This window comes from Natronolimnobius sp. AArcel1 (assembly GCF_011043775.1).
GTDB lineage: Archaea > Halobacteriota > Halobacteria > Halobacteriales > Natrialbaceae > Natronolimnobius.
This window is the reverse complement of sequence record NZ_JAAKXY010000005.1, coordinates 231,373-246,815: the sequence shown is the minus strand read 5'-3', so window position 1 is coordinate 246,815 and position 15,443 is coordinate 231,373. Positions and strand designations below refer to the sequence as shown.

At 58.5% G+C, this 15,443-nt stretch carries 6 protein-coding genes; 5 read left to right on the top strand and 1 reads right to left on the bottom strand.

What is annotated here, in order from left to right:
- The first annotated feature begins 44 nt into the window (after positions 1–44).
- From G6M89_RS16195 to G6M89_RS16175, 5 genes are all read left to right on the top strand, one after another.
- Complete coding sequence (locus G6M89_RS16195; protein ID WP_165162922.1) at positions 45–875, top strand: alpha/beta fold hydrolase; 831 nt, start codon at positions 45–47, stop codon at positions 873–875.
- A 156-nt stretch (positions 876–1,031) separates the two neighbouring features.
- The gene (locus G6M89_RS16190; protein WP_165162921.1) at positions 1,032–2,219 is read left to right on the top strand and encodes a UxaA family hydrolase; all 1,188 of its coding nucleotides are present in this window, start codon (positions 1,032–1,034) and stop codon (positions 2,217–2,219) included.
- Entirely contained in the window at positions 2,216–2,566 is a 351-nt protein-coding gene (locus G6M89_RS16185) for a UxaA family hydrolase (protein WP_165162920.1), read from the top strand. Before G6M89_RS16190 ends, G6M89_RS16185 begins: the two co-directional genes overlap by 4 nt.
- Complete coding sequence (locus G6M89_RS16180) at positions 2,563–3,687, top strand: UxaA family hydrolase (protein ID WP_165162919.1); 1,125 nt, start codon at positions 2,563–2,565, stop codon at positions 3,685–3,687. Before G6M89_RS16185 ends, G6M89_RS16180 begins: the two co-directional genes overlap by 4 nt.
- A gap of 153 nt (positions 3,688–3,840) precedes the next feature.
- Positions 3,841–4,998, top strand: a complete 1,158-nt coding sequence (locus tag G6M89_RS16175; protein ID WP_165162918.1) for a ComEC/Rec2 family competence protein — start codon at positions 3,841–3,843, stop codon at positions 4,996–4,998.
- A 27-nt stretch (positions 4,999–5,025) separates the two neighbouring features.
- On the opposite strand, the gene G6M89_RS16170 is transcribed toward G6M89_RS16175, so the two are convergent.
- The gene (locus G6M89_RS16170) at positions 5,026–15,405 is read right to left on the bottom strand and encodes a right-handed parallel beta-helix repeat-containing protein (RefSeq protein WP_165162917.1); all 10,380 of its coding nucleotides are present in this window, start codon (positions 15,403–15,405) and stop codon (positions 5,026–5,028) included.
- Positions 15,406–15,443: the final 38 nt, after the last annotated feature.

The following is a 15,443-nucleotide window of genomic DNA, read 5'->3' as shown; positions in this document are numbered from 1 at the left end:
TTTCGACGAAATGATTTGTTGCCCCGGATGTAAGATCCAACTCAATGAGCGGACAAACACAGGTCCCGGAACAGTGGGAGCGCGGATTCATCGAAACGAACGGCATCGAGGTGCACTATTGCCGCACCGGCGGGTCGGGTCCGCCGTTCGTCATTTCCCACGGCTTGACTGATGACGGGTACTGTCGGCTCGACCTCGCCCGTGAACTCGAGGACGAGTTCGATGTTGTGCTATACGACGCTCGAGGCCACGGTCGTTCCGACGCCCCTGACGAGGAATACAGCGCGCCTGAACGGGCAGCGGACCTGCTCGGACTGCTCGAGGGGCTCGCGATTGAAGACCCAATCTTGTTCGGCCACTCCATGGGTGCCGATACAGTCACGGAAGCCACAGCCCGCCAATCAGACCGGCCCCGAGCTGTCATCCTCGAAGACCCCGTTTGGATGGTTGATGGAGTTAATGATGTGATCGAGGGCGATCCAGGAAAGAATATTGACGCACAGATTGCGAACTGGCAGGACCACAGCGTCGAGGAACTCCTCGAGACCGAGACGATGTTCAGAGACCTCACCGAGTCCGGGCAAGCAGACCTCGCACGGCGAGTGGCCGAAGCCAGGAAGCGGCTTCGACCCGAGATCGCCCGTGTGTTCGAAGCCGGACTACTCGATCCCACCGAGATGTATGGCGATCTCGAGGCGCCGACGCTCATTCTGAAAGCCGACGCGAGCGAGGCAGAACGCGAGCGAGAACGAGAGATAGCTGGGTGCCTCCCAGATGGACAACTCGTACACGTCGACAACGCTGGACACTGCGTCTTCTGGGACGAACGAGAACGGGCAACCGAGGAACTTCGGGCGTTTCTCACGACGGTGTAACGCCTGCCATGAAAAACAGTCGACCACCATCTGGCTGAAAAGAACAGTCTCAACGTCGTCTGGAAGGGACAAGAGCGGTGTTCCAAGGAGGGGTTGAGACACGATGAAGTCCGATTCCCAGAAGAGTTATGCGTATAGTACGGTACGTGTGCACAAATGGAAACCTTCCTCGGCTATCGACGATCGGATGGCCGCGTCGGCGTCAGAAATACGATCGCCGTCGTGCCGCTCTCTGTGGCCGCAAGTGCTGTTGCGACGGCTATTGCAGATGGCGGTCCGGAGCGTGCCAGGGCAACGCCACATCAACTTGCCGCAGACGCGCCAGCGCCTGCACTCGAGCAAGGAAAACGTGTCCTGACAGGAATCGGAACAAATCCAAACGTCTGTGCAACCGTATTCGTCTCACTTGGGACCGAAGTCCTCGATGCCGAGGCGCTGGCAGATGAGGTTGCAGCGACTGGACGCCCAGTTGAAACGCTCTCTGTTCGAGAATGCAACGGGACTCGAGATGCCGTTGATACTGGCATTTCGAAACTTGCTGACCTCGCAGCAGAGACGGCAGACACAACGCGTGAAGAGGCCCCAGTTTCGGAGTTGATCGTCGGGGTCGAATGTGGCGGGAGTGACGCAACGAGTGGCTTGGCCTCGAACCCCGCTGTCGGTGAGGCCTGTGATACGCTGATCGAGGCCGGTGGGACCGCGAGTTTTAGCGAGACGCCGGAGTTTATCGGGGCAGAGCATATTCTCGCTGATCGCTGTGCAAACGACGATGTTCGAGAACGTCTGCTTGCCGCCGTTGACCGACGCGAAGGAATGGCAGACCTGATGGGTGTGGACCTGCGTGGTGCCCAGCCGTCGCCAGGAAATCAAGAAGGCGGACTCACGACGATTGAAGAGAAGAGTCTTGGCGCAATCGTCAAAGGCGGAACAACAGAAATTCAAGATATCGTTTCATACGGCGAGCAACTACCGACTGAAGGCGGACTCGTCATCATGGATACGCCTGGCTACGACGTCGAGAGCGTTGTTGGCAAAGTCGCCGGCGGTGCCCAACTCATCGTCTTTACCACCGGGCGTGGGAGCACCACCGGAAATCCAATTGCGCCCGTGATCAAAGTCTGTGGAAACCCCCAGACCTGGGAGCGGATGGCCTCGAACATGGATGTCAACGCCAGTACGATCATCGGCGGAGACGACCTCGAGGACGTCGGCGACCGTCTCTTTGAAACGATCGTAGAAACCGCAAACGGCCAACAGACTGCTGCAGAAGCCAGAGGCATGCATGAGTTTGCGATCAACGAACGCCTGCCAAACGAAATCGAGCGCTTCGGTGAGACAGCATGACACGACGACCAGGAATCCGACTCGATGCAGCAGATACAGTCGTAACGTTACTCGAGGATGCTGATAGAGGCGACGAAATCGAGTTCAGCGATGACGAGACGATTACTCTCAGCGAGGACGTCCCGTTCGGTCACAAGGTGGCACTGGTTGACCACGAGAAAGGCGATGAGGTCTGCAAATACGACGAAGTCATCGGCGGCACAACAGCGCCGATTGAAGCCGGCGAGTGGGTTCATACCCACAACTGCACCAGTCTTCGCGGACAGGTTTCCGATGCGACTGCAGACACGGACGAGGAGAGCGATCCAGAGACAGATGCAGACCAACCGGAGGTGCAAACCGAATGAGTACAGACCACGCTGACGGCGAACTCGAGGAAGAGGCCAGTACACCAGATTCGGCAGGTGGAATCAGAGACAACGTGTTGATTCTCCCGTCAGTGATCTGTTCACACATTGTTGCCGAACGAATTGCTGACCAAATCGAGGGCTGTGTCGCTGCACCCCACGATCACGGCTGTGCGCAACTCGGCCACGACAATGCGTTGACTCGAGAGACGCTGATCGCACTCGGTGACCATCCAAATATCGCTGGGACGGTCGTGGTTGGCCTTGGCTGCGAGCACGTCCAAAGTGACTCCGTCGCTGACGAACTCTCAGAACGGGGTGTTGATGTCGCAGAGCTCTCGATCCAAGGTGTCGGCGGTACGGAAGCCTGTGTTGATCGGGGGAGCGAACTCGCTCGTGAAATCCGCACTCGAGCGAGCGTCGATACGGCACCAACAGATCTGGATGAGCTGACTGTTGGGATTGTCAGTACCGATCTCAGTGAGTCGACACGGACGCAGGCTGACCCGCTTGTGGGTGCGTTTGCCGACCGCGTCATCGATGCCGGCGGCCGGGTGCTTGTTGCGGGAACCGAACGGATTACCGCCCATCCATCAGCAGCCCGCGAACGCTTCGAAAACGCGAGTACACAAACCCCTGAACAGACAGGAATCGATGGCATTCTCGAGGCGAACCGTGGCCCATCGCGAACGCCACGCCTGCGAGCCGACGCCCAGTCCTACACGTTCGACGAGAGCACTCGAGCCTGGGGAACCGCGCCAGTCGATGCAGTCCTCGAACACGGAGAGACACCAAGCCAAGACACACAACTCGGGTTCGTCAGTGCTAGCTCTCGATTCGAGGAGGCTGCAACGGCACTCGCCGCCGCAGGTGTCCATCTCATCATCCACGTCACCGGAGATGGGATTCCAACTGGACACCCAATTGCACCCGTCATCAAAGTCTGTGCAAACGACGAGACACTCACTGCACTCGGGACAGACATCGATATCGATGCTCGAGAGGCAACCGTTGATGATCTCGAGGAAACTGTTCGATCGGTCGCCGCTGGTGAACAGAGTCGAGCAGAGCGCCATGGTGTTACATCGTTTGCGATTGAGCGGGTTGGCCCCTCGATGTAGTGATGATTGCACTACACGGTGGCGGCATTTGTGGAGTCTGTCGGTAGTCAGAAACTGGTTTGTTTTCAACAATTGTTATTTTATTACTCGATTCTTGGTTCGTAGGGAAGGAGTTCCGAACGATCATATACCTATAGCGAAACGATACTGCTGATGAAACGGCTGTTTGTGGTGATCGTCGTCGCTTCGCTACTCTTACTTGCAGGGTGTGCTGAGACCGGTGCAGACGACGATACAGCGGTAGAGATAGACGACGAGATTGAGGGGACGGACTCGAGTGAGTCCGAAGAGGAGGAAACAGACGCGGAGACAGAGACAGAGACAACTGACGAGTCAGAAAGCGACTCGGATGACGGATCGGACGGATCAGTTGGTGATGACGAGACCGACAGCGGCGAGTCGGAACCCGACGTTGATGGTGAACTCGAGATTCACCATATCGATGTTGGGCAAGCAGATGCAACGCTCCTCGTCGAGCCGACTGGCGAGACGATGCTCATCGACTCCGGCGATTGGCCACAGAGCGGGGCTGACGTAATCGAGTACCTCGAGGCCCAGGACGTTGACCGAATTGATCACCTCGTGGCAACGCACGCTCACGCCGACCACATCGGCGGCCACGATGCTGTTATCGAACACTATGAAACCGAACACGATGGAATCGGAGCGGCCTACGACTCTGGTGTTTCCCACACCAGTCAAACGTACGACCGGTATCTCGATGCGATTGAAGAGTACGACATCGAATTGCTGCTGGTCGAAGACGGCGACCAACTCGAGTTTGGAGCGGCAACGGCCAACGTGCGCAACCCGCCAGCAGGTGACTCCGGTTCGGACCTACACTACAACAGTGTGTCACTCACTGTCGAGTTCGGCGAATTTACCTATCTCACGACCGGGGATGCAGAGGAAGATGCCGAACAGCGAATGGTCGATGACCACGGCGACGAACTCGAGGCCGATGCGTATCAGGCGGGCCACCATGGATCGACAACGTCCTCGACGACGCCGTTCATGGACCACGTATCGCCTGATATCGCCATTATCTCGAGTGCGTACGATTCCCAGTACGGACATCCACACGACGAAGTCCTCGAGGATTTCGCTGATCGAGATATCGAAACCTACTGGACCCCCGTCCACGGCGATATCGTGCTTACGACTGATGGAGACGATGTTTCACTCGAGACAGAACTCGAGTTCTCGACTGATCCAGCAGCACTTCTCGATGAGAAACCAGCTGATGATGATGAGACACAATCCTCGCTTGTAGAACCAGGACACGTGACGACAGCGCCAATTGCAGGATAGAAAGAACAAACGCGACGTTATCTTTTCTTAGTGGTGCAACCGACGGAGGTACGTGAGCACGAGGAGCACTGTGACGATGGTGACAACGACTCCAAAGCCAGGAACGCGATCAGATCCAGCATCCGAGGCCGTGTCATCGCCATCAGCCGGTGTGTCACTATCGTCAGTCGGCGACGCCTCATCATCAGTTGGTGACGGATCATCGTCAGCAGGCAGCGGCGTCTCTTCGTCAGAATCGTCCGCTGCATCGTCGTCAGACACAGGTTTGTCATCGTCGGCACCAGATTCGTCATCGTCCGTATCCGATGACTCATCATCGCTGGACGTGTCGTCGTCTGCTGGTGGAGATGACCCACTTCCACCGCCAATAGGTGATCCCGTCGAGGGTGAGTCGACCTCGAACGACAGTTCGTGCGTCGCCTCATTCCCTGCATTGTCGGCAACCGAGAGCCACACATCGTAGTCAGTGCCGTCCTCGACGGAAATCGTGTGTTCGATTGCGGACGACGTGATCGAGGTGTTCTCGTGGTCAGTTCGATCAGTGCCATCGACCTCGAGTTGGACCGAACTCACGTCGATGCCGGAGAGCGAGTCCTCATACTCGAGTTGAACGGTGACCGTGTCGGTGCCGTCATCGAGGACTTCCCCATCGGAAGGTGTCTCGGCCATAACTTCGGGTGGTTCGTCGTCGACAACGATGGCACCATAGGTGGAGAAGCCGTCGATGTCAGCGACGAGCGTTGGATCACTGTCGGGGCTCGTGATCGTCGATTCGACTGGATCCCAGGTAGTGTCTTGCTCGTCGTAGTGATAGAGTCCAACATCGGATGCGGTGTAGCCATCGGCGAGGTCGCTCTCCTCGATTGGCATCGAGATTGTCGCGTGGTCGATGGTTCCGTCATCGAACCACGAATCGACGAGGTCATCGAGTTCTGCGGACAAGAAGCCAACCCCGAGTTCATCGTCGTCTAGATTCGCGTTGACGGTGCCTTCGGAGAACGCGAGGAAGAGATCATCAGACGTTAGTTCTGGATCATCGACGTGGAAGTCAATCGTCGTTCCAGTCTCGTCGATTGTGATCGTTTCATCCGCGAGTGAAAACCCGGTGTAGATGACCGCTGAGGTGGTGTCCTCACCGGAGTTTCCAGCCAGGTCGGTTCCAGTAGCCGTAACGCTGTAATTTCCAGAGTGATCGAACTCGATCGTTCCAGTGTACGTCGTCGCACCTGCACCCGCATCATCCATCGTCACAGTTGCGGATTCGGACGCGCCGTCGTCGTCAGTGAATGTCGCGGAGACGTCCGGGACGTCAGCGAGTGGTTCAGTGCTCTCGACGACGACCGTTGCGTCATCGCTGGAGATATCCTCGAGCGAGACCGCGAGTGATGGTGCTTCTCGGTCGATCACGAGTGTTCGGTCCGACGCGAAGGAGTCGGCCGTGTCGCTTTCGTCGACGGCGAGTGCAGAGAGTGTATACGCGCCGTCGTCTGGGAGGTCCTCGAGTGGTATCGAGGCCGACCAGTCCTCGCCAGCGATGTGATCTGCATCGACTTCGACGAGATAGTTCGTCTCGAGCGAGTCGACGAAGACGCTCACGTTCTGTACCGCGAGGTCGGACTCGACTGTCACGTCGACAGTAGCCTCGTCGCTTGCGTGCTCTTCATCGGGATCGATGCCGCCGGCATGTCCATGGACGTCAATCTCAGTGATGTCGACGGTTGGTTCGCTGACGGTGAGCGTACCGGCTGACTGCTCGCCGAGGAAGAGATCGTAGGACCCGGTCTGTCCCTCCTCGAACGTCGCGGAGAGATTCACCGCACCCAGGTGGTAGAATCCAGGCTCGAGCGAAACGTCTTCGGACGTGTTGAGCGCCACCGTCTCCGTGCTGTCCTGGTGAGACGCCGTCAGCGAGACGTTCTCGGGTTCGTTAACAGTCCCGTCCTGGTAGATGCTTCCCACCACGTAGAACTCCTCGCCATGGACAACTTCGGTTTGCGAGGCAGACGCAGCGATCACCTGGAGATCTGAATAGGCATCGATAACCTCGAGTTGGCCAGCATCTCGCTCGCCGAGCGTGAGGTCGTACGTGCCGGCCTCGAGGTCCTCGTCGATGGTCGCCGAGAGATTGACCGCTCCGAGGTGATAGACTCCTGGCTCGAGTTCGACGTCCTCCGAGACGTTGAGCGAGTGGACTGCATCGCTATCGGTCGGTGAGGCGTTCAGCGCGACGTCTTCTGGCTCGGAGACGGTCCCGCTCTGGTAGAGGCTACCCACAGCGTGGAATGATTCGCCTTGCACGACTTCGGTTTCCGATGCAGACGCGGCGATCACTTGGATATCCGAGTAGGCGTCGACAACCTCGAGTTCGCCGGCATCTCGATCGCCGAGCGTAAGATCGTAGGTGCCTGCCTCGAGTTCCTCGTCGAACGATGCCGAGAGATTGATCGCCCCAAGGTGGTAGACCCCCGGCTCGAGTTCGACGTCTTCCGAGACGTTGAGCGAGTAGACGTCATCGCTATCGGTCGGCGAGGCGTTCAGCGCGATGTCTTCTGGCTCGGAGACGGTCCCGTTCTGGTAGATGCTGCCCACGGCGTGGAACTCCTCACCTTGCACAATCTCGTCTTTGGAGGCAGACGCCGCAATCACCTGCAGATCGGAGTGCGTTTCGATGACCTCAATTTCACCGACATCATGCTCTCCCAGTGTGAGCGAGTACGTTCCTGGGTCGGAAATTGTATTGGACATATTGAGCGCGCCGAGATGGTAGACCCCGGGCTCGAGTTCGACAGTTTCCGAACCGAGGTCGATTGGCTCGCCGCTCTCGTGTTCTGGTGTCGCCGTCAGCGGAATCGTCTCGGGGAACGACTCGCCGCCATTTGCCGTCGCGTTCTGATAGATACTCCCGACAACGTAGAACTCCTCATCTTGGAGAACTTCGATCTCTGAGACCGAACCCGCAATTACCTGAATGTCGGACGGCGATTCTTCGACGCCAATCGTTCCGGCGTCGCGGTCGCCGAGGGTGAGGTCGTAGGTGCCGGCCTCGAACTCGTCGCCAATCGTCGCCGAGAGATTGACCGCCCCGAGGTGGTAGACTCCTGGCTCGAGTTCGACATCCTTCGAAACGTTGAGTGGGTGGACCTCGTCTCCATCGGTCGGCGAGATATTCAGCTCGATGTCTTCCGGCTCAGACGCAGTCCCATTCTGGTAGATGCTCCCAACAACGTAGAACGACTCACCCTTGGTGACGTTCATCTCCGAAGGCGAAGCGGCGATCACCTCGAGATCCGAGTAGGCGTCGACAACCTCGAGTTCGCCGGCATCTCGCTCGCCGAGCGTGAGGTCGTACGTGCCGGCCTCAAGCTCCTCATCAATGGTCGCCGAAAGGTTGATCGCCCCGAGATGGTAGAATCCCGGCTCGAGCGAAACGTCTTTGGACGTGTTGAGCGTCACCGTCTCGGTACTATCGTCCTGATGCGTTGCGTTCAACGAGATATCCTGAGTACCGTCAGTCGTCCCGTTCTGGTAGAGACTGCCCACGGCGTGGAACTCCTCACCCTGTACAACTTCGGTTTCCGAGGCAGACGCGGCGATCACCTGGATATCCGAGTAAGACTCGATGACGTCAATCTCACCGATGTCGTTCTCACCCAGCGTAAGGTCGTAGGTGCCGGCCTCGAGTTCCTCGTCGAACGATGCTGAGAGGTTGACCGCCCCGAGATGGTAGAATCCCGGCTCGAGCGAAACGTCTTCGGATGTGTTGAGCGTCACCGTCTCAGTGCTATCGTCCTGATGCGTTGCGTTCAATGAGATATTCTGGGGACCGTCAGTCGTCCCGCCCTGGTAGATACTGCCCACGGTGTGAAATTCCGTGCCCTGGACGACTTCAGTTTCCGATGCAGAACCAGCGATCACCTGGATATCTGTGGTGGCTTCAATTACCTCGAGTTCGCCGGCATCTCGCTCGCCGAGCGTGAGGTCGTACGTGCCGGCCTCGAGTTCCTCGTGGAACGATGCCGAGAGGTTCACCGCCCCGAGGTGGTAGAACCCTGGCTCGAGCGAAACGTCTTCGGACGTGTTGAGCGTCACCGTCTCGGTGCTATCGTCCTGATGCGTTGCGTTCAACGAGATATCCTGGGGACCGTCAATCGTCCCGCTCTGGTAGATGCTGCCCACGGCGTGGAACTCCTCGCCCTGCACGACTTCAGTTTCCGAGGCAGACGCAGCGATCACTTGGATATCCGAGTAGGCATCGACAACCTCGAGTTCGCCGGCATCTCGCTCGCCGAGCGTGAGATCGTACGTTCCGGCCTCGATCTCCTCATCGAACGACGCCGAGAGGTTCACCGCCCCGAGGTGGTAGAACCCTGGCTCGAGCGAAACCTCGTCGGTAACGTTGAGTTCAACCTCCGTGTCGCCGTCTCGAGCCGTCGCGTTCAACGAAATCGTCTCTGGTCCGTCTATCGTCCCAGCCTGATAGAGGCTCCCGACAACGTGGAACTCCTCTCCCTGCACGACTTCGGTTTCCGATGCAGACGCAGCGATGACCTGGAGGTCTGTGTACTGGTTCTCAAGCGGCAGCGTCTCGACAACCAGATCGTTGAGTCTGATGGTGACAGTATCGTTGTCGAGGCCATTGAGTTGTTCCTCAGTCGGTGTCCACTCGAACTCGACGGCGTCACGAGTGATTCCCGGTTCGGCGGTGAGAGTTTCGGTTTCGATGACCGTCTCTTCAATATGCTCTCCTTCAGCGTACAACTCGACCGTTATGTCGCCCTCAACGTCGCCGCTGTTGTAGAGGTTCGCGGTGACCTCGGCCCGTTCGTCGACCAGTAGCTCCGTCCGATCCACGCTCGCACCGAAAATCGAAACGTCTGCGCTCTCTTGGACCATGACGATGCCCGCCGGTTCGCCGCCAACGGAGACATCGAACTCTCCGCCCGTCTCGAACGTGTGCGTGAACTCGACAGCCTCTGTCTCACCGGCTTCCAGTTCTCGAGTGACGGTATCAACGGTTTCGCCGTCGATCTCGAGTGGAACGACCAGGTCGCCAGCACCCTCGCCGACGTTCTCGACTGACGCGGTGATCGTCACCACGTCACCGGTTTCGGGTTCTGTGTTCGACACGCTCGTCTCTCGGACGGCGAGGTCCGGTGCATCGGTATCCGGTGACACAGAGAGGTCAATGGTGTCGAACTCGGTCACCTCCTCCGAACCCGGTTCGGCAGCGATGACGATTGCCTCGGCACCATCGAACTCGAGGTCCGACTCGAACGTGAACGTCTCGGTGGTTGTTTCACCTGGCTCGAGGGAGATTTCACGAAGATCCGACTCGTACAGTGGTTCCACACGGTCTACCTCCGTGGTCATCTCTGAATTAACCGTTCCGTCACCGCCGTCAGGGAGACCGGTCGCCGGCATGACGCCAAGCCCGGTCATGCGCTCGGCTGGTTCGTCACCGGTGTTCTCTACCGACGCTACGACGGTCAGCTCCGAACCCTCGGTAACGCTCGTCGTACTCTCGTCAGAGAGAATTTCCACGGAAACGTTGGTCGACGGCGGCTCGAGCGGCTCCGGCGAGACGACGATATCGGCCGTCGTGGTTTCACCGTCAGTCACCACGACCTCCTCGGCAGTTCCAGTCAACGGCGGTACGTCTTCGGTGAACACCTCGAGTATGTACGTTCCCGGCTGGAGCTCGAGTTCGTACTTTCCGTCTACGTCAGAGAGCGTAAGTTCGTGATCACTACCGCCAGTGGCAGTGACATGGGCACTCATGACAGGATCGTCGGTCTCTGCTTCGGTCACCTGGCCGGCGACAGTTCCTGTTTCGGGTTCGACATCGACCGCCTCGAGTTCGACGTCTTCGGTAAGTGTATCGTCTTCAGTCACCTCGAGGCCGGTCGCTTCGCCCTCGACGTAGCCGTCAGCACTCACCGTCAGGTCATACGTCCCGGCGGGAACGATGAGTTCGTACTCGCCGTCTTCGTCGGTTTCGACCGTTTCAGTGATTTCGGCGTTGTCGGTTACGACGACAGTCGCTCCCTCAAGCGGGGTGTCGGAATCGTCTGTGACAGTGCCAGTGATCGTTCCAGTCTCAACGAGTGGGACCTCGAGCCACGGTGAAAATCGAACGGACTCGTCGTCTAACCAGTCTCGATCGCTGGTCGTGATCGAGTTGCCGCTTCCCTCGGCGACGTCGTCAGTGTCGGGGTCGGTTGCGTCGCCGCTCGGCCCGTCGGCCGCACCCCACCAATTGTTCGTCGCGTTGAGAACTACGTCGTCTCCACGGTTGTAGTGGAACCCGTCGTCGTTGTCGGCGATGGAGTTCTCAGTAACGAGAACAGACTCGAAGTGATCGCTGACGGTGAGTCCGGTCCCCGTGTTCTCCTCGATGAGGTTCTCGGTGATCGTGACGTTCACGCCGGTAGCGGTCGCACCGGCCACAACGAGTCCGTCGACGTTGTGTCGGACGGTGTTCGACTCGATCGAACCGTCGACCGTCTCGATTTCGATATCGAACCCGACGTCGGCGCCGTTGTTCGTGACGACGTTGTTCGAGATTGTCGCCGTCTCGCCCTCGACATCGATGGCAAATCCGGCGTCACCGTCGTTGTCCCTGACGGTGTTGTTTGTAACCGTTACTGTCTCTCCTTCAACGCTGAGATCGAATCCAGCATCGCCGTTGTTGTCCCTGACGGTGTTGTTCTCGACCGTCGCGCTTACACCGTCGATGTCGAGGTCCATTCCGACTCCGTCGTTGTCACGAACGATGGAATCGCGAACCGTCACGTCGCCGGTGAGCGAACCCCAATCCATCTTCACGCCGTCGCCGCTACTTCCGGTGATCGTGTTGTTCGTGAACGTGAGGTTTTCAACCGTGGACAGACCGCCAGGCGAGAGCCGACCGAACTGAACGCCAGTGCTCGAGTCCTCGATGACGTTGTCTATCACTGTCAACTCGTCTGCAGTGAGTACGTGGAGACCGCGGTTAGCGTCCTGGACGCTGTTCCCGACGATTGAGAGGTCCTCGACGTGTTCAACGTGAATCGCGGTGCGACCGACAGCTGTGAAGTCCACATTCGAGACCGTCACGCCGTCACTATCGAAAACGTCCACCCCATATTCTGCGTCCATCACGTCGACATCATCGACGGTCACAGACGACGAGTGCCAGATACTGATCGCGCCGCCGTCACCGATATCAGTGAAGTCGGCGCCGGTGACATCGACGCTATCGGAGTGTGCTATCTGGACTCCCGCCGTCACGTCCGAGAAGGAGTGGCCCTCAAGGTCAAGGTTTGTCACGTCGACGAGGATGACCTGTCCAGCACTCGAGTCGATCTCGGGACTGTCTTCGCCAACGACGTACACGAGCGGATCCCCTCCAACGGTGTTTCCGGACATCTCGTGTGGCTTGTCGTCGAGATTGTCAGGAACGTTAGAGAGGCTGATTCCAGTAGCGAACTGGTTGTCTGTGACAGTAATATCGGTAACGTCGTCCAAGATGAGGTCGGTCTCCGTGCCCGAGAACTCGTTTGCATGAACGGTGAGATCGTCCCAGTTACCTTCGATTCCGATAGGAGTGTTCTGGATTACGTTGTCCTCGATGATTGCCCCGGCGAACGTTTCGATGGCAGTTCCGTCGGCTGTCGACACGTTGTTGTGACGGATTTCCGACCTCCATCCTGTCGAAGAAATCCCGTTTTCGTTGCCGCTCACGTTGTTCGTCTCGATAACGTGATCGTCCCCTGAAAGGTCGATCCCAAGACCATGGTTGTCTTTAATCGTGTTGTTCGTGATTGTACCCAGGTCGGAAGCGTGGAAACTATCAACGTCGGCAATACCGTCCTTGTTTCTGCGAATCTCGTTGCGATCGATACTGAATTCGTTACTGTTTCGGTTGATTGAAAGTGCGTCAATATCGTTGTCGACGAGAACGGTATTTCGAAGTGTGAACCGATCACCATCGATGAAGACTGCCTCGCCTCCGCCGGAATACCCCTCAATCCGGAACCCGTCGACGGTTACGTCATCCGACTCGACCGTGATCGCACGCTCGAGTTCGTCCCCACCATCGAGGACGGCACCACCGTCGGACACCGAACGCAGCGTCAATTCCTTGTCTATCGTCAGTGACTCTTCGTAGGTCCCATCGCCGACGAGGATCGTCTCGCCTGGCTGGGCTGCGTCAATTGCGTCCTGAATGCTGTCACCGTCCTGAACGCCGTCGACGAGTACCTCAACGTCACCGACGGGCTGGCCGTCGACCTCGAGATCGTACGTACCGGCTTCGGCAATCGGAACGCTCAATCGCGCGGTCACGGCGCTTTCGCCGCCGACGTCAACGGTCTCGGTGACGCTCGAGACTTCACTTCCCCCATCGTAAGCGACGAGTTCGCTGTCGACACTCTGATCCTCGTTGGCGAGGTTCTCGTAGCGCACGTCGACGCTCGCCTCGCCTGCAGCGCTCGAGTCAACCGGCGCTTCAACGCCGCTGATGATCGAATCGTGCAGTCGGTTGGTGTCGGCCAAGTGGACTGGGTCTGATTCCGGAACCACGACAACCGTCCCAATTGCCTCTCCTTCGAGGTACGCGGTGTACTCGCCGGGGTCGCTGGTTCCGTCGGTATCGAGGTAGTATGTCCTCGTCTCACCTGAACCGAGTGCTTCCGATTCGTCCGTGTAGCCGACGACTTCGCGTTCCTCGCTATCCACTTCTTCGAGTTCAAGCGTCGCCTCCTCTACGTGGCCGTCGTCACCAGTCCCGATATTCGTCGCCTCATAGGCGATCTGTATCGACTCGCCCTCGAGCCACGTCTCGTAGAACGGCTGAACGTCCCTGACGATCGGATCGGACTCGTCAACGACGGTAATCGTCCCGACTACCTCGCCATCGACCTCGAGGTCGTACGTCCCTGCTTCATCGGGCGCGGGTAACGACAAGTCGGCGGTGTTCGTCCCGTAGGCCGGAACGTCGAGGGTCACGGTCTCGGCCTCGCCGTCGATCTCGAGGTCGTAATTCGCAGCACTCGTTGGACCCCAGTCGTTTCTGGCCGTCACCATGACCGAAACCTCGTCTCCGGCGAAGACGCCCTCATCGTACTCGAGGTCCACGACGCGAGGCTCCGTCTCGGGCACCTCGCCAGTCCACGCGTGGTGATTGTTTTGCGCGCCGAGCATCACACGGGAGTCTGCACTGGATCCCGAGACGCCGGCGTCGATGGCCAGCAGTCGCGTATCTCCTGTCTGCGCCGCGACGTAGGCAATGCCGTCGACAACGATAATATTGCTGCGATCACCCGTTTCGACTGACCACAGTTCTTCGCCGTCAGTCACCTCGAGCGCTCGTAGCGCCTCTGAATCGGTCGACTGCGGAACGAACACCATTCCGTCGGCTACCGTCGGTGCGTCCCACACCGTCGTCTCGTCGGTCCAGCGTTCGGAACCGTCGGCCGCATCCAGGGCGTACAGTCCGTCGTATGCGACGTAAACCGTTTCCTCACCGTTCTCGCCCGAGACTGTTGGTGTCGTGGGCGTCTGGGAGACGTCTCCTCCCGAGGGATCGGCAAACTCGTACGTCCACTCAGTCACGCCATCCTTGAGGTCGAGCGCCACGGTGGAGCGATCGTAGCCACCCTGTTCGGTTCCCTCTCCAAGGCTGACGTAGAGGAGGCCGTCGGACACCGTCGGCTCCGAGATGGCCGACCGATCCTCGAGGACGCCGTAGTCGTCCCACGTCCATTGTTCCTCACCGTCAGACGCATCGACCGCAACGAGCTCGTCGGCCGTACCAACGTAGACGGTCCCGTCGACGATGGTTGGACCGCTGTAGATGGTCGCCGTCTCTTTTGACCACTGCTCAGTGCCGTCCTCGGCGTCGAGGGCGTGGAGGTGATCTCCGTCCGAACCCACATAGACGTACTCGCCGTCGACCCCGAGCGCTCGCGAGGAACTGGTCCCGTCCTCGAACTCGACCTCCCACTCGAGCGTCCCGAGTTCCAGATCGAGCGCCCATACGCTGTCTGCGCCGGTGACGTAGACCGTCCCGTCGACGACGGTCGGCGACCCGTCGGCCGGAATCTCGGTCGTCCAGCGCGTCTCACCCGTCCCCACGTCGTACGCAGTGACAGTCCCGTCTCCGCCAGAGATGCCGGTTGTCGTTACGAGAATTCCGTCGACCACCGTTGGGGCTGCCCCCGTCGAGAGGGCTGTATCAGTCTCCCAAAGAACATCGCTTTCGTTACTATCGAACTGCGTCGGTGTGACACCGTCCGACGAAAACTCGCGATCACCGTCTGCTGTAGCGATTCCGACTGCACCTGCACCGATGCACAATCCACAGACAGCAAGTAAACCAACCCAGATGAATACGCCCGAGTTATACCGGGTCGTATTCCGTCCCATGTTTGCCATGAGATAGAGTAAATTCAACCCGTAATAAT